Annotated in this window: 10 protein-coding genes; 3 read left to right on the top strand and 7 right to left on the bottom strand. The window is 60.3% G+C overall.

Annotated features, from left to right (window positions below):
* Positions 1-447 precede the first annotated feature (447 nt).
* The gene (locus tag PY650_RS28750; protein ID WP_285883129.1) at positions 448-2,397 is read left to right on the top strand and encodes a M23 family metallopeptidase; all 1,950 of its coding nucleotides are present in this window, start codon (positions 448-450) and stop codon (positions 2,395-2,397) included.
* Between the two features lie 201 nt (positions 2,398-2,598).
* Here the strand turns inward: PY650_RS28750 and clpB are convergent, their stop codons facing one another.
* The 7 genes from clpB to PY650_RS28715 all read right to left on the bottom strand — a co-directional run bounded on the left by clpB (position 2,599) and on the right by PY650_RS28715 (position 13,214).
* On the bottom strand, positions 2,599-5,199 hold the full coding sequence (gene clpB, locus PY650_RS28745; RefSeq protein WP_285883127.1) for an ATP-dependent chaperone ClpB: 2,601 nt from the start codon (positions 5,197-5,199) through the stop codon (positions 2,599-2,601).
* Positions 5,200-5,710: 511 nt separating this feature from the next.
* Positions 5,711-6,403: a DUF4167 domain-containing protein gene (locus PY650_RS28740; RefSeq protein ID WP_285883125.1), complete on the bottom strand. Its 693-nt coding sequence runs from the start codon at positions 6,401-6,403 to the stop codon at positions 5,711-5,713.
* Between the two features lie 343 nt (positions 6,404-6,746).
* On the bottom strand, positions 6,747-7,622 hold the full coding sequence (gene prmC / locus PY650_RS28735) for a peptide chain release factor N(5)-glutamine methyltransferase (protein WP_285883123.1): 876 nt from the start codon (positions 7,620-7,622) through the stop codon (positions 6,747-6,749).
* Entirely contained in the window at positions 7,619-8,698 is a 1,080-nt protein-coding gene (gene prfA, locus PY650_RS28730; RefSeq protein ID WP_285883120.1) for a peptide chain release factor 1, read from the bottom strand. Before prfA ends, prmC begins: the two co-directional genes overlap by 4 nt.
* Before the next feature lie 32 nt (positions 8,699-8,730).
* Positions 8,731-10,998 carry a phosphoenolpyruvate--protein phosphotransferase gene (gene ptsP, locus PY650_RS28725; protein WP_285883119.1) on the bottom strand — a complete coding sequence of 756 codons (2,268 nt, stop codon included), beginning with the start codon at positions 10,996-10,998 and terminating at the stop codon, positions 8,731-8,733.
* A gap of 101 nt (positions 10,999-11,099) precedes the next feature.
* Complete coding sequence (locus PY650_RS28720; RefSeq protein ID WP_120705646.1) at positions 11,100-12,374, bottom strand: aspartate kinase; 1,275 nt, start codon at positions 12,372-12,374, stop codon at positions 11,100-11,102.
* A gap of 213 nt (positions 12,375-12,587) precedes the next feature.
* Entirely contained in the window at positions 12,588-13,214 is a 627-nt protein-coding gene (locus PY650_RS28715) for a hypothetical protein (RefSeq protein ID WP_285883117.1), read from the bottom strand.
* A 237-nt stretch (positions 13,215-13,451) separates the two neighbouring features.
* Between PY650_RS28715 and PY650_RS28710 the strand changes: the two genes are divergently transcribed.
* The gene (locus PY650_RS28710; protein WP_285883116.1) at positions 13,452-14,069 is read left to right on the top strand and encodes a TetR/AcrR family transcriptional regulator; all 618 of its coding nucleotides are present in this window, start codon (positions 13,452-13,454) and stop codon (positions 14,067-14,069) included.
* Between the two features lie 81 nt (positions 14,070-14,150).
* Positions 14,151-15,398, top strand: a complete 1,248-nt coding sequence (locus PY650_RS28705) for a YbfB/YjiJ family MFS transporter (RefSeq protein ID WP_285883114.1) — start codon at positions 14,151-14,153, stop codon at positions 15,396-15,398.
* Positions 15,399-15,491 lie beyond the last annotated feature (93 nt).

Genomic DNA, 15,491 nt, shown 5'->3' with positions numbered 1-15,491 from the left:
AATCCAGGAAACTTAAGAGCGAGAGACTTCGTCGCCAGCAGCGCCGCCGCCCTCGTCAGTGATCGGGCTTATAGACCCACCCCCAGAGCATAGTCAACAGCCGATTTTGAAAAAAAATAAAAAACATACAAGTGATTGATTCTTATGATATATTTGTGAAGCCCTCCAAAATCGGGCGGATCAGGCGCCAAAATCCGCCGCCATCGCCATCACCGCGTGCCGTCGGCTCCATCCCACACGCAGAAGGTCGCAAAATATGACAGGGATGGGCTCTTGACCCCTCGTCCGCCGACACCAGATATCGCCGACCTCCGCCGAAAAAAGAGCATTTTTAGAGTTCAGACACTCCACAAGCGAAATGCGCAGGATTTGACTCCCCCGTCATAAATATGCACATCTTCGGCCCCAGCTACACGGCTCGCATGAAGGAACCGGATCTCGATTGGCATGATGACGGACAAAATGATGCTCCGATCGCTCGGCAACGAGCCGCCAATCCTGGCCGACGGCAGGCGAGCGCCGGACCGACGCGAAGTTTCATTACGTTGGCTTTCGGGCACGTTCCTCACCGGCATCACCTCCAGCATCTTGATGGGTGTCGCACTGTTTGCCGCCCTCGACGGACGCCCGCAGCTCGCCATTCCGGCCGAAGCCTATGCGACATCCGACAGTGGCAACCATGACAGCACGGAAAATCAGGTTACCCGCGGCGGCCGCCTTGTGCCCACGGCGATCGCATCCAAGCCCTCCGACCGGAATATCCTGGAAGTCTCGACCGTGGTGCGTGACGGCGACAAGGAAGTGGTGCGCCGCCAGCCCTTCGCGCATGTAAAGATCGCGCTCGCCACCAACCGCGTTGCGACCGAGAGCTATCCCGCCTTCGATCCGCTTGCGATTTTTTCCGCCGACGACAACATTACGCCGGCCGCCAACCGCACCGGCGCGATCTATGGTTCCGACGTGGAATCCGAGGTCAGCCTGAAGACGGTGCCCTTTCCCGCCAAGGATATGCCCTTCCCTCTCGCCGGCTCTATGTCGCTCGATGAAGTCGAGGCGAATGTGCGTTCCAACGGCTCCGTGCTGGTTGATGACAATACCCAGCTTTCCGCCCTCTATTACGTCGATCCGCGCCGCTTCGCGACCGACGATACCGATGTCGACCTGACAGCAGGGCTTGCAGCCCGCATCGTCGAAGAGAACATGTCGGTGTCCTCTCCCGACGCGGTCACGTCGCAGACCGAGGAATTCGCCGACGACATCATTCCAGTGCGCGAGGATACGCCGATCGGGACGGCACTCGCCAATGCCGGCTATCTCAAAGCGGATGCCGACAGCATTACGGCGAAGATCGTGCCTCTATACGGCTCGTCTGAGCTTTCCGCCGGCGGCGTGCTGCGCATCGGAATACTGCAGAAGGGCGAGCAGGCGAAGATTATTCGCGCCAGCATCTATCGCGGCACCAAGCATGTCCTGACGGTTGCCGAGAATGATCACGGCGATTTCGTCGCCGGCAGCGAGCCGCCGATGCTCGACGCCATCACAACGGCATTCGACAATGACGCGCCGGCAGTCGCCGCGGGCCGAGACCTGCCGAGCGTCTATGACGGCGTTTATCGTGCCGCCCTTTCCTATGGCATGACCAAAGAGATGGTGGCTCAGATCATCAAGCTGCTCGCCAGCAACGTTGATTTCCAGGCGCAGTTGAAGCCAACGGATTCAATTGAAGCCTTCTTCTCCGTCGCTGACGAAAACGGCCAGGCAACTGCCGATTCCGAACTGCTCTATGTCAACGCCAAATTCGGCGACACAGTCACCCGCTTCTATCGCTTCGAAGATCCGGACGATCATTCGATCGATTACTTCGACGAAAACGGCAAGAGCATCCGCCAATTCTTGCTGCGCAATCCGGTCCCGACCGGTATCTTCAAATCCGGCTTCGGCATGCGCCGCCACCCGATCCTCGGATTTGCGCGTATGCATACCGGAGTCGATTGGTCCGCACCCCGCGGCACCCCAATCATCGCCGCCGGCAATGGCATTGTCGAAAAGGCCGGCTGGGATTCCGGCGGCTTCGGCAACCAGACTTTGATCCGCCACGCCAACGGCTATGTCTCCTCCTACAACCATCAGAGCGCCATCGTCAAAGGCATAATACCGGGTGCAAAGGTCGTGCAGGGCCAGGTCATCGGCTTCATCGGCTCGACCGGTCTCGCAACTGGGCCGCACCTGCATTACGAGCTGATCGTCAATGGCACCAAGGTTGATCCCCTGCGCATCCGCCTGCCCGGCGGCAAGTCGCTGGACGGCGAGGCACTCGCCAAATTCGAGGACGAGCGCAAGCGCATCGACACCCTTCTGAGCGACGAGAAATCGAAGCAGGTCGCAAGCAAGGATTGATCGATGTCCCACTTGCCGGCCATTGCCACGGCAACCGGGAATTTTAGGTGACGCTGCGCCCAAGCAAGACAATCAACTCCGCATCGGCATCGTCAGCAACATCACAGAAGAGAACCGCCTTGCAAGGCGACTGCGGCACGGGTCTCGAAAATGGCGACCCGAGGGCCGCCATCTCATGAGTTCATGCTTTGGAGCGATCGCTTATGCCGCTTCGTTGACGGGCTGGCGCGCGCGGAACAGCAGCCGGTCGGAGCCGCTGTTAACTTTGACCACAGATCCATCCGGCACTTGACCGGAGAGGATCTGTTCGGCGAGCGGATCCTGAACATATTTCTGGATCACACGCTTCAGCGGCCTTGCGCCATAGACCGGATCGTAACCCTTGTTGGCAAGCCAGTTGCGGGCATCGTCGTCGAGATCGAGAGTGATCTTGCGCTCCGACAACAGCTTCAACAGCCGTTCCAGCTGGATAGTGACGATCGCCCCCATCTCCTCGCGCTTCAGGCGATGGAACAGGATGATCTCGTCGACGCGGTTCAGGAATTCCGGCCGGAAGTGCGCCCGTACGACGTCCATTACCTGCTCGCGCACCAGATCGCTGTCGTCTCCTTCCTTCAACTGCGTCAGGTATTCGGCACCGAGGTTCGAGGTCATGATGATCATGGTATTGCGGAAATCGACCGTGCGGCCCTGGCCGTCCGTCAAGCGCCCGTCGTCCAGAACCTGGAGCAGAACGTTGAAGACGTCCGGATGCGCCTTCTCGATCTCATCGAACAAGACGACCTGATAAGGTCGGCGGCGGACGGATTCGGTGAGCGCGCCGCCTTCCTCATAGCCGACATAGCCGGGAGGGGCGCCGATCAGCCGGGCAACGGAGTGCTTCTCCATGTATTCCGACATGTCCATGCGCACCATGGCCGTCTCGTCATCGAAAAGGAAGCGGGCCAGCGCCTTGGTGAGCTCCGTCTTGCCGACGCCGGTCGGGCCGAGGAAAATGAACGAGCCGATCGGGCGATTCGGATCCTGCAGGCCCGCCCGCGAGCGGCGAACGGCACGCGACACCGCCTGAACGGCATCGCCCTGTCCGACCACCCACTTCGCCAGTTCGTCTTCCATCCTGAGCAGCTTGTCGCGTTCGCCTTCCAGCATCTTGTCCACGGGTATCCCGGTCCAACGGGAAACGACATGGGCGATGTTGTCGGCGGTGACGACTTCCTGCACCATGGAATCACGACCGCCGTCCTGCTCTTCGGCAGCCTGAAGTTCCTTCTCCAAGTTCGGGATCACGCCGTAAGCAAGTTCGCCCGCGCGCTGGAATTCGCCTTTGCGCTGAGCGATCGCCAGTTCGTTGCGTGCCTCGTCGAGCTTTTTCTTCAGATCGGCAGCAAGGCCCAGCTTCTGCTTTTCGGCCTGCCAGCGTGCGGTCAGCGCATCGGCTTCCTCTTCCAGTGCGGTAAGATCGGTCTCCAACCGCTTCAGCCGGTCGGCCGAGGACTGGTCGGTTTCCTTCTTCAGCGCCTCGCGCTCGATCTTGAGCTGGATGATGCGTCGATCGAGTTCGTCGAGTTCTTCCGGCTTGGAGTCCACCTGCATGCGCAGCCGGGCAGCGGCTTCATCCATCAGATCGATGGCCTTATCCGGCAGGAAGCGGTCTGTGATGTAGCGGTTCGACAAGGTCGCGGCAGCGACCAGTGCGGCATCGGCGATGCGGACTTTATGGTGTTGCTCGTATTTTTCCTTCAGGCCACGCAGGATCGAGATCGTGTCCTCGACCGTCGGCTCGTCGACCATGACAGGCTGGAAACGACGGGCAAGCGCCGGATCCTTCTCGACATGCTTGCGGTACTCGTCGAGCGTGGTCGCGCCGACGCAGTGCAGCTCGCCGCGGGCAAGCGCGGGCTTCAAGAGGTTCGAGGCATCCATGGCGCCATCGGCCTTGCCGGCGCCGACCAAGGTGTGCATTTCGTCGATGAAGAGGATGATCTCGCCATTTTCCGACTGCACTTCGTTGAGCACGGCCTTCAGCCGCTCCTCGAACTCGCCACGGAATTTCGCGCCGGCAATCAAGGCGCCCATGTCGAGCGCCATGAGCTTCTTGTCCTTCAGCGATTCCGGAACGTCGCCATTGACGATACGCAACGCCAGACCTTCGACGATCGCCGTCTTGCCGACGCCGGGCTCGCCGATCAGCACAGGATTGTTCTTCGTGCGGCGGGACAGAACCTGAATAGTGCGTCGGATTTCGTCGTCGCGGCCGATCACCGGATCGAGCTTGCCTTCGCGGGCCTCGGCGGTGAGGTCGCGGGCATATTTCTTCAAGGAGTCGAAGCCCTGTTCCGCATTGGCGGAATCAGCGGTACGGCCCTTGCGGATGTCGTTGATGACTTGATTGAGCCCGACGGGCGTCACGCCGGCTTTCTTCAGCGTGGCGGACGTCGATGCCGAAGACTCTATCGCCAGGGCCTGCAATAGGCGCTCCACGGTGACGAAACTATCGCCGGCCTTCTTGGCAGCATCTTCGGCCGTCGTAAACACCTTGGCGAGCGGCTGTGCGAGATAGACCTGGCCATCGCCGCCCGACACTTTCGGCAGTTTGGCAAGTGCGGCGTCATTGGCAAGACGCGCGGCCTTGGCATCGCCACCAGCGCGCTCGATCAACGACGCGGCCATGCCCTGATCGTCGTCGAGAAGCACCTTCAGCACATGTTCGGGAGTGAATTGCTGGTGCCCCTGCGCCAGCGCGTTGGTTTGCGCGGATTGCAAAAAGCCTCGCACCCGCTCGGAGTATTTTTCAATATTCATTATCGGACCTCCATGAATCGCCCTGCCCTGACCGGCGCAGACCGATGACTGAGATTGAGCCCCCTGAAAAGGCAGGCCGGCCCACCGCCTAGTGAGATTTGCGGCGCAGCAACTGGTCAGAATATGGGACCGGATTTGAAGAGTTTAAAGGGTGATAAGCGGGAAAAACAGTGCCCGTCCGCGCGCCTCTCACCAGACATCAAACCGCGTGAGACGCTCTCGATCCGTTCAGTGACAGAGCCGGTCAACAGAGGGTAGGGCAGCTTCCGGCGTTCGCGTTCCCGCAAATACCAGTCGTGCCGTCATGTCAAGGCACAGCGTGGTCAGCGGCGGCGTATGGCAGAAGATCCATCGCCAGGCGGTGAAGCAGGCTCGCTCCTCCCGGGCCTGGCCGAGGTGACGCTATGCGCCGCCCTTTTCGAACAATGGTGCCGCCAGGCTATGAACGCAAAATGCCCGGAACGCAGGCTCCGGGCATTCTGTAATTTGTCTCAGTCATCTTTGACAGAGGTTACTCCGAAGCGGCTTCGACAAGCGCCGGGGCGTCTCCCGCCGGAGCTTCGTCCTGCGCTTCGCCATTGGCGCTGCGGCGCGGCTGGCGGCGGGGGCGGTTGCCGGCGTTGCGGCGGCGGGGCTGACGCTCATGCTGGCCGGGAGCGGCCGCAGGCGTTTCTTCCTCGATCGCCACTTCGGCCGGGATGCCTTCGATCACCGGCTGCGGGCCCGTACCATCGATAACCTCTGGCTCGGGCGCAGGGGCGACGACGGCCGGAGCAGCATGCGCACGCGCCGGAGGAGGAGCCATCGGCGGCTGATCGTCCATCTCGTTCGCATCGATATCGTCCATGTCACGATCGGCGTTGTCGCGATCGTTATAGCTATGATGCTCGTCGCGCTGATAACGCTCCTGCATCTGCGCCTGAGCGCTGGCGATGATCCGATTGTAGTGTTCAGCGTGCTGAAGATAGTTTTCCGCCATCACGCGGTCGCCGGAGCTTTGTGCATCACGGGCAAGAGCCGAATATTTCTCGGCGATATGCTGTGCGGTTCCGCGGATTTTCACATCGGGACCGGAGCTGTCGTAAGTCCTGGTCAGCGGGTTAGAGCCCTTGCGGTTGAAATTGTTATTGTTATTTCCGCCGCCGCCGCCGCCGTTGTTGTTACCACGCCCCCGACCGCGCTTGTTCTGCTGTCCTGGCCTCATAGATCCTTCACCTGAATTCTCTTCGTTGGGATGAAATTATGCGCGGCACCTGCCGCCATGGCCGGATAGCTCCGAGCCAAGGCCTGCGTGCCGCAAGCAAACTGCGCCTTAAGCGCCCGTCTGCCGCTCGACTACGTCAGATTAACTGATCACGCATTGGGTTATCTTCAACCTTTGACACTCTTACAAGAGCGGATCCCCGAGGCTGTCCAAGAGAGGCGAATCCTCTCGCCCATTCCCAGCCGCCCAACGCGTGAGCGCAACCTATATCGCTTCCTCAGGAAATCCAAGCCTTTTCTTTGCGATAACAACGGGTCCCATGACCCTGCTGCAAATTGTCGCGTTAATGATGATGTTTAAACACGAGAGCCCGGTCATTGTGGCCGTAGTCCCGAATAGCCTCGATTAGGAAAAATCCTGCTCCTTCAAAAACCGAAGTCACCGTCTTGCGCTGATTGTAACCGATCTCCACCCCCAAAATACCATCTCGGTGTAGAAATCGCGCCGCATCCTTTGCGATCGCCCTGTATGCATCCAGCCCATCAAGGCCGCCGTCGAGAGCTGCCGGAGGATCGAAATTCTTTACTTCTGGAGCGAGAGTGGAAATGACATTGGACTCAATATAGGGCGGATTTGAGACAATCACGTGAAATCGTTCGTGGATGGCTTCAAACCAACTTCCCTGCACGGTATCGAACCGCGCCGCCAAGCCATTGCGCGCTGCATTTGCCCGCGCCGTTTCCAAAGCTTCGCTTGAAATATCCGAACCGATACCCGTCGCCTGCGGGCATTGATGGAGTAATGCGAGACAAATCGCCCCAGTTCCCGTTCCGATGTCAAGTATATGGATATTCCCAAACTCTAATGCAAGACGTCGCGCGTGCGGAAGTACGGTATCGACCAAAATTTCCGTATCGGGCCGCGGCTCCAGCGTCGCCGGCGATAGCTTCAACGGCAGGCCGTAGAATTCCCGTTCGCCGAGGATACGATGTACCGGCTCGTGATTGAGCCGCCGCACCACCGCCGCGCGGGCCGCTTCCACGCGGTCCAGGGCGACCATTTCGGAGCCGCGTGTGACGAGCTCCGTCGAAGAAAGATTGAGAAGACCGCCGACGAGAATGCGCGCTTCGGCGGCGGGATCGTCGAGATCAGCCTCGACAAAGCGGGCACGCACCTCCTGGAATAGTTCGGCGACGGTTGGCCCTTGCCCTCTGGTCATGCCCGTTCGCCAAGCTGTGCGAGTTGGCTCGCCTGATAGTCGGCCAAAAGCGCATCGACCACTTCGTCGATCTCGCCTTCCATCATCCGGTCGAGCTTATAAAGAGTGAGGTTGATGCGGTGGTCGGTGATCCGGCCCTGCGGGAAATTATAGGTGCGGATGCGCTCGGAACGGTCGCCCGAGCCGACCTGGCTCCTGCGGTCGGCGGACCGTTCACTGTCGGCGCGCTGGCGCTCCATGTCGAAGAGGCGCGACCGCAACACCTGCATCGCCTTGGCGCGGTTTTGATGCTGCGACTTTTCCGAACTGGTCACCACGATGCCCGAGGGAAGATGGGTGATGCGCACTGCTGAGTCCGTGGTGTTGACGTGCTGGCCGCCGGCGCCGGAAGAGCGCATGGTGTCGATGCGGATATCCTCGGGGCGGATTTCGATATCGATCTCCTCGGCTTCCGGCAACACGGCGACGGTCGCCGCCGAGGTGTGGATGCGCCCACCCGCCTCAGTTTCCGGCACCCGCTGCACGCGATGCACGCCGGATTCGAATTTGAGCCGCGAGAACACGCCCTTGCCGCTGATCGTCGCAATGATTTCCTTGTAGCCGCCTGCTTCGCCTTCGCTGGCCGACAGGATTTCGACCTTCCAACCATTGTTCGCCGCGAAGCGTTCATACATGCGGAAAAGGTCGCCCGCGAAAAGCGCAGCTTCGGAACCGCCGGTGCCGGCGCGAATTTCTAGGATCGCGCTTTTTTCGTCGGCAGCGTCCTTCGGCAACAGCAGGATCTGGATGTCTTTTTCCAGCGTCTCGATCCGCTCCTTGACCTCCGGCAGTTCCATCTCTGCAAGATCACGCATCTCGCGGTCGACCGACTTATCGGTGAGCATGGTCTCAAGGTCCGCAGCCTCGGCGATGGCCTTTTCATAGTCGCGGATCTTGGTTACGACTGGCTGCAATTCGGAATATTCGGAAGCAAGCTTCACATAGACGTCCGCCGACGGACCGGCCGACATACGCGCTTCGATCTCGCCGAAACGGCGCTCCAGTTCGCGCATTTTTTCAATGGGAAGATTCGCCACCCCACACTCCAATTCTTCTTATTCGTTCTGGTCTATAATGGAATATTGTGGCTCTCGGCGAAGCGGACAAGGATATCGCGCATCGAGGTTTTCGGATGCGTGTCATTCAGCGCTTCTTCCATGACCTCGGACAATGCCGTGAGATCGAGACCCAGCAGCATCGCCTTGACCGGACCGATTGCGGCTGGCGACATCGACACCGAACGGAAGCCGATACCGAGCAGTGCCATGGCCGAGATCGTCTTGCCGGCAAGTTCGCCGCAGAGCGTCACCGGCGTCTTGTTGCGCTCGCCGGCGCGCACAATATGCCTAAGGATGCGCAGGAACGGGCGTCCGAGTGGATCGAAACGATCCGCGACACGGGCATTACCGCGATCCACCGCCATCGAAAACTGGAAGAGATCGTTGGAGCCGACCGAGACGAAATCGACCGCCGCCATCAACTCGTCCAACTGCCACAGCAGCGCCGGCACTTCCAGCATCGCGCCGAACTGCAGCTTGCGCGGCAGGCTATGGCCGAAGCGCGACAGATGCTGCACTTCCTTCTGGACGAGTTCGCGCACGGCTTCGATCTCGGAGACCTCCGTGACCATCGGCACCATCATCTTCAATTCGCCTTCCGCCGCTGCCTTCAGCATGGCGCGCAACTGGGTACGCAGCAGGCCCGGTCGATCGAGCGACAGGCGAATGGCGCGCCAACCGAGCGCCGGGTTCTCTTCCTCATGAGCGCGGAAATAAGGTACGACCTTGTCGCCGCCGATATCAAGCGTTCTGAAGGTGACGACGCGGCCGCCCGCCTGCTTCATGACATTGCGGTAGAAGGCTTCCTGCTCCTCTGCCTTCGGCATGGTCGACGCGATCATGAATTGCAGTTCGGTGCGGAACAGGCCTATGCCTTCCGCGCCGGATTCGGCAAGCTGCGGGAGATCGACCAACAGACCGGCATTCATCAGCAGCGAAATTCGCTGCCCGTCCTTGGTGACCGGTTCGACCGAACGCAGAGCCCGGAACTGCTCTTGCCGGCGGGCGCGGAAACGCACCTTTTCTTCATAGGAACGCTGGTGATCGGCCATCGGCCGCAGGTGCACATGGCCACCATCGCCGTCGATGATCACGGGATCGCCGTTTTCGGCGAGCGCCACAACCCCGGCGGCCTGACCGACCACCGGAATACCCATAGCGCGCGCGACGATTACGACGTGGCTAGTGACAGCCCCCTCTTCCAGCACTAGGCCGCGAATATTGGCGCGGGGGTAATCGAGCAATTCGGCGGCGCCCATGGCACGCGCAAAAATGATCGCATCGCTCGGGAAACCTTCGGCGGTCGTTCGACCCGAATAGCCGATCAACTGCCTGAGCAGCCGGTTCGCCAGATCCTCGAAATCATGCATGCGCTCGCGCAGATATGGATCTGTCAGGCGCATCATCCGCGCCTTGGTGTCGCTCTGCACCTTTTCGACCGCGGCTTCCGCGGTCAGGCCGTTGCGGACAGCTTCTTCCAGCTTGCGCACCCAGCCCTGATCGTGCGCGAACATGCGGTAGGTTTCTAGGACCTCGCGATGCTCGCCTTCCATGGAGACGTCGCGGCGCGACAGCATGTCGTCGATGGAGATGCGCAGAGAGCCGAGTGCATCTGCCAGCCGGCGGATTTCCTTCTCGGTATCTTCGTTCAGGAGATTGGTGACGACGATGCGCGGCTCATGCAGCACGACATAGCCAAGGCCGATGCCTTCGTTATAGCTGTCGCCGTCGATGGTGACCGAACGGGTCAGATCGAGTTCGAGGCCCGGCTTGGTAATCTTCTTCAGCTCGCCGGTTGCGATCATCTCGGCCAGCACCATCGCCGTCGTTTCGAGCGCCTCGAGCTCTTCTTCACGATAGTTGCGGCTCGCCTTATTCTGTACGACGAGAACGCCGAGCGACCGACCCGTGCGCAGGATCGGCACGCCGAGGAAGGAGTGATAGACCTCTTCACCGGTTTCCGGTAGGTAGCGGAAGGCGGGATGCGACTGCGCATCGGAGAGATTGAGCGGTTGAGCGGAAGCGGCGATCGTGCCGACCAGGCCCTGGCCCATCTTCAGTTGGGACAAGTGGACGGCTTCTTTTTTCAGACCTTCGGTGGCGTAGAGTTCGAGAACGCCATCAGCGCGTAACACGTAGACCGAACAGACTTCTGCGACCATGTTGCTTGCGATCTGGCGAACGATCCGGTCAAGACGCTCTTGCGGCTCCAGCGGCTCCGCCATGAGTTCGCGCAGCCGCTTGAGCAGAACGCGTGGACCGCCGGATAGGTCTCTCATTGCGTCTCTAGCTCCCGAAATCAAGATATTGTGCCAGTGTCGCCCACTTCAGGGCTGGCCGAAACGCACCTCCGTCGCGGTTCGTCGTCAGCAGTCCTGAATCAACTCTTATCCAGACCGTAGCAGGAATGCAAAGTCCTGACTGCCAGTTCTGCATAAGGACCGTCAATCAGGATGGAAATCTTGATTTCTGACGTCGTAATGGCCTTGATGTTGATGCCTTTTTCGGCAAGTGCCCGGAAAGCGGTCGCAGCAACGCCAGCGTGCGAACGCATGCCGATGCCGATGACCGAGACTTTGACGAGGCCTGATTCGTTTTGGATGACGTCGTAGCCGATCTTTTCCTTGTTTTCGCCGAGAACGCGCAGCGCCTTTTCGACATCGCCCGAAGGAACCGTGAAGGTCATGTCGGTCTTGGAGCCGTCTTCGGAAATGTTCTGGACGATCATGTCGACGTTGATGTGGCTTTCGGCGAGAGGCCCGAAAATCGCGGCGGAGACGCCCGGCCGGTCGGCAAGACGGCGCAGCGAGATCTGGGCTTCATCCTTGGCATAAGCAATGCCGGTGACTACTTCCTGTTCCACGATTTCTTCCTCGTCACAAATCAGCGTTCCGGGCGGGTTCAACAGATCGCCCATGCCCGGAGCATCGGGATCTTCGAAAGAGGAGCGCACGAAAGTGCGAACCTTAAAGACCATGGCCAGCTCGACCGAACGCACCTGCAGCACCTTGGCGCCGAGCGAGGCCATTTCCAGCATTTCTTCGAAAGCGATCTTCTTCAGACGCCGCGCCTTCGGCTCGATGCGCGGATCGGTCGTGTAGACGCCGTCGACATCGGTATAGATATCGCAGCGATCAGCCTTCACGGCCGCGGCGATCGCCACCGCAGACGTATCGGAGCCACCACGACCGAGCGTCGAGACCCGGTTGTCGGGGCCAAGGCCCTGGAAGCCGGCGATAACGGCCACCTGGCCCTCTTGCATGCGGCGGATCATCTCGCTGCCGTCGATCTCGAGAATGCGCGCCGCGCCGTGGGCGTTGTCGGTTCTGATCGGGATCTGCCACCCCTGCCACGAGCGGGCGTTGATACCCATTGCCTGCAGTGCGATCGCCAATAACCCCGAGGTCACCTGCTCGCCGGAAGCGACGACGGCGTCGTATTCACGGGCATCATAAATCGAGTGATCGGCGCCGGCGACCTTGGGCGTGTTCTGCACCCAGCCAACCAGTTCGTTGGTCTTGCCGGACATGGCGGAAACGACGACTGCGACCTCATGGCCGGCGTCGACCTCGCGTTTTACATGGCGGGCGACATTCTTGATACGGTCCAGATCCGCGACGGAGGTTCCGCCGAATTTCATCACGATGCGTGCCATGTGCCTCTACCAGTACCAGCGCCGGGCGGCCGAAACGCTTTGAGCCCGGCATGCAAAATCGCCCTTCCGGCGCAATACCCGGAAAAGCCTAATGTCAATGGGGGCGTCTCTTAGCGAGTTTGGCTGGCAGGCGCAATAGCACAAGACCGGCTACGCGTCAGGCGCGGAAGCGCCCGAGCCGACGGCGACGGCAGGGGGATGGCCAGGACTGTCCTAGTAATCCACCTTCAGGCTCGACCACAGCTTGTCGAGGATGGCGCCTTCCTTGGCAACGTTTTCTTTGTTGATGAAAGTGGCGACAAGAACGCCGCCATCAGGACGGCCGATCGCCGCGATTTCATAATCCATGACATCGTTGGCCGTCGCCGTCTCCGCCTTGACACCCTTCAACACATTGCCGCCAGCGAGCATCCGCTGCGTGGTTTCCTTCGTCATCTTGGCGCCGCCGTCGATGCTTTCCTGAACCATCTGCTGCAGGACGAAATCTGTGATGCTGGACGGGTTGAGACCCTTATATTGCTGCACGATGACACCAGTGCCTATTGGCGTGATCGAAGCAAATTGCGTGACGCCGCTGTTCAGATCGCTTTTTGCGACCGTGAACCGGCCGTCATGGTCGAAGGAAAATTTATCTCCAGCGAATGTGACCGTGTCGCTGCGCTGAAGTTCCACCGAAAGCTTGCGTCCGTCCTTTGTGGTCACATCCAGCATATCACCAGGATTGATACCCACTTCGACGCCATCGATCGTCAGGCGAAATCCCTTGCCGTCGCCAGCAATCGCGGTGCCCGCCGCGAGGCAAGACATGACAACGACAGCCGAACGAAACATTGACCGCATGGAGTGTCTCCTCCTAACTGGATGGCCACAATAACCTTGGAGTTAAAAGCATATTTGACAGCCATGATGATTTAATTGGCCTGGACCGCCACAATGTCGGATGGCTCGCCCCAGCCTTCTTTCCTAGGGGCGTCAATGGGCTTGCCATTTTAGAGCACATGCTCTATATCATATTTTAGAGCAAACGCTCTATAATCGGCGCATATTCAACGTTGAGCAGGCTGAGCAAGAACTTCCATGGCAAGACCCCGGCAATTCGATGAGGAGAGCGTTTTGGAAGCAGCGGGAGAGATTTTCTGGTCGAGAGGCTACGAAGCAACCTCAACCCGAGACCTAACCGACCGCATGGGGCTGACGCATGCGAGCCTCTACAACGCGTTTGGTGACAAGCGCGGCCTCTATCTGAAGGCGCTGAAGCATTATCTCGATCGGAACCTGCATTCCCGCATCGCGCGAATGGAAGCAACCTATTCGCCGGGCCTTACCATTGTCGGCTATTTTCACGAGGTCGTCGAACGTTCTCTCGCAGATGCCGAACATCGCGGCTGCCTGCTGGTCAACACGGCCTTGGAGGCGCGTTCCGAAGATCCGGAAATGCTTGGTATCGTCGCCGACGAGACGGCCGAGATCGAAGCCTTTTTCCTTCGATCCGTCGCCGCCGCGCAGGCAAGCGGTGAAATTCCTGCAAACCAGCCGCCGGAGGACATCGCCAGATTGCTGCTCTCGGTACAATTCGGCTTGCGCGTTCTTGTCCGCGTCCGCCCCGAGCGCGAATTGATGAATGGCATCGTGCGGCCGGTAATGGCCATGCTGACCTTGCCTTGGCCGCTGCCCGACAGCAACCCGGACGGATAAGTCTCCGTCAGAAAGTTCCTCTCTTCCCGAAACATCGAACCGGCGGCGGCACGCCCGCTCCGAACAGAGAAGTATCGTGCCATGTCCGCTCCGTTACGCCATACGAACTCGTCTCATTCCGTTGCCGAGCCCGCGCCCCTCAGTGCCGCCGCCTGGCATGCCACTATCGCCGGTCTCTGCGGCAGCTTCGTCGCCATCGGCCTCGCCCGCTTCGCCTATACGCCGCTGATCCCACCGCTCATTAGCGCGCATTGGTTTTCGGCCGGCGACGCGGTGACATTGGGTGCCGCAAATTTTGCCGGATATCTCGCCGGCGCGCTGCTTGGGCGGCCGCTGGCCGCAGGTCTCGGCAACCGTCAGGCGCTGCGCCTGCTGATGGTCGCCGCCACCGCTGCCTTCTTCGCCTGCGCCTTCCCGGTCTCCGTCACATGGTTCTTTGTCTGGCGCTTCCTTTCCGGTCTTGCTGGCGGCGCCATCATGGTGTTGGTGGCCACCAGCATCCTGCCTCATATCCCGGTCGCCCGTCGCGGCTTTGTCAGCGGCATGATTTTCCTCGGCCTTGGTCTCGGCATCGCGGCCTCCGGAACCCTGGTGCCGGCGCTGCTGCGCCTGGGTCTTCGTGAAACCTGGATCGGCCTCGGCGCCCTGTCGCTCGTCCTGGCTGCTGTCAGTTGGTCTGGTTGGCCGGCGACCAATCCACCCCAGCCGGCGACGCACGCTGCGACCCACCAACATCCGGCAGCCAAGAGCGAATGGTCGCTGCGCATCCTCTATGGCCAGTATGCTGCCAATGCCCTCGGCCTCGTGCCCGCCATGGTGCTGCTGGTCGACTACGTCGCCCGTGGTCTCGGCCGCGGCGCCGACGTCGGTGCAGCCTTCTGGGTGGTCTATGGCGTTGCCGCCATCACTGGTCCGGTTCTGACCGGCTATGCCGCCGATCGCATCGGTTTCGCGTCTGCCTATCGCGGCACACTGCTAGTGCAGGCGGTCGCGGACGCCATTCTAGCCGCGTCCGGCAATCCTTGGCTGATCGGCCTCGCCACGGTGCTGCTCGGCATCTCTACGCCAGGCATCGTACCGCTGGCGCTCGGCCGCATCCAGGAGATCCTGCCCCATAGCCACATTGACCAGCGCGCCGCCTGGAGCCGAGCAACGTCGGCTTTCGCTCTCTTCCAGGCGCTCGGCGGCTACGGCTATTCCTATCTCTTCATCCAGACCGGTGAAAACTACAGCATCATCTTCCTTTGTGGTGCGGTGGCGCTCCTCCTCGCCTCGTTGGGAGATGTCCTGAATAATGTGAAGCGCGGCCGAAAACATCGCGCACAATGAAAATTGGAACCGGCGCCGAATGCCGGCCCGGCGCACTGAGAATAACCGCCGCAGGCCACCGAGGCAGCGGGACTCTTGACATCGGCTTCCGAT

The sequence above is a fragment of the Martinezella calliandrae genome (assembly GCF_030272695.1).
Classification (GTDB): Bacteria; Pseudomonadota; Alphaproteobacteria; order Rhizobiales; family Rhizobiaceae; genus Rhizobium; species Rhizobium calliandrae.
The sequence above is the reverse complement of the archived record's forward strand: the minus strand, read 5'-3'. Positions and strand labels throughout refer to the sequence as shown.

Excerpts from the sequence above, each read along its gene's own strand:
- PY650_RS28750 (WP_285883129.1), top strand. The coding sequence starts at position 448 with ATGATGACGGACAAAATGATGCTCCGATCGCTCGGCAACGAGCCGCCA.
- clpB (WP_285883127.1), bottom strand. The coding sequence starts at position 5,199 with ATGAATATTGAAAAATACTCCGAGCGGGTGCGAGGCTTTTTGCAATCC.
- PY650_RS28740 (WP_285883125.1), bottom strand. The coding sequence starts at position 6,403 with ATGAGGCCAGGACAGCAGAACAAGCGCGGTCGGGGGCGTGGTAACAAC.
- prmC (WP_285883123.1), bottom strand. The coding sequence starts at position 7,622 with ATGACCAGAGGGCAAGGGCCAACCGTCGCCGAACTATTCCAGGAGGTG.
- ptsP (WP_285883119.1), bottom strand. The coding sequence starts at position 10,998 with ATGAGAGACCTATCCGGCGGTCCACGCGTTCTGCTCAAGCGGCTGCGC.
- PY650_RS28720 (WP_120705646.1), bottom strand. The coding sequence starts at position 12,374 with ATGGCACGCATCGTGATGAAATTCGGCGGAACCTCCGTCGCGGATCTG.
- PY650_RS28715 (WP_285883117.1), bottom strand. The coding sequence starts at position 13,214 with ATGCGGTCAATGTTTCGTTCGGCTGTCGTTGTCATGTCTTGCCTCGCG.
- PY650_RS28710 (WP_285883116.1), top strand. The coding sequence starts at position 13,452 with ATGGCAAGACCCCGGCAATTCGATGAGGAGAGCGTTTTGGAAGCAGCG.
- PY650_RS28705 (WP_285883114.1), top strand. The coding sequence starts at position 14,151 with ATGTCCGCTCCGTTACGCCATACGAACTCGTCTCATTCCGTTGCCGAG.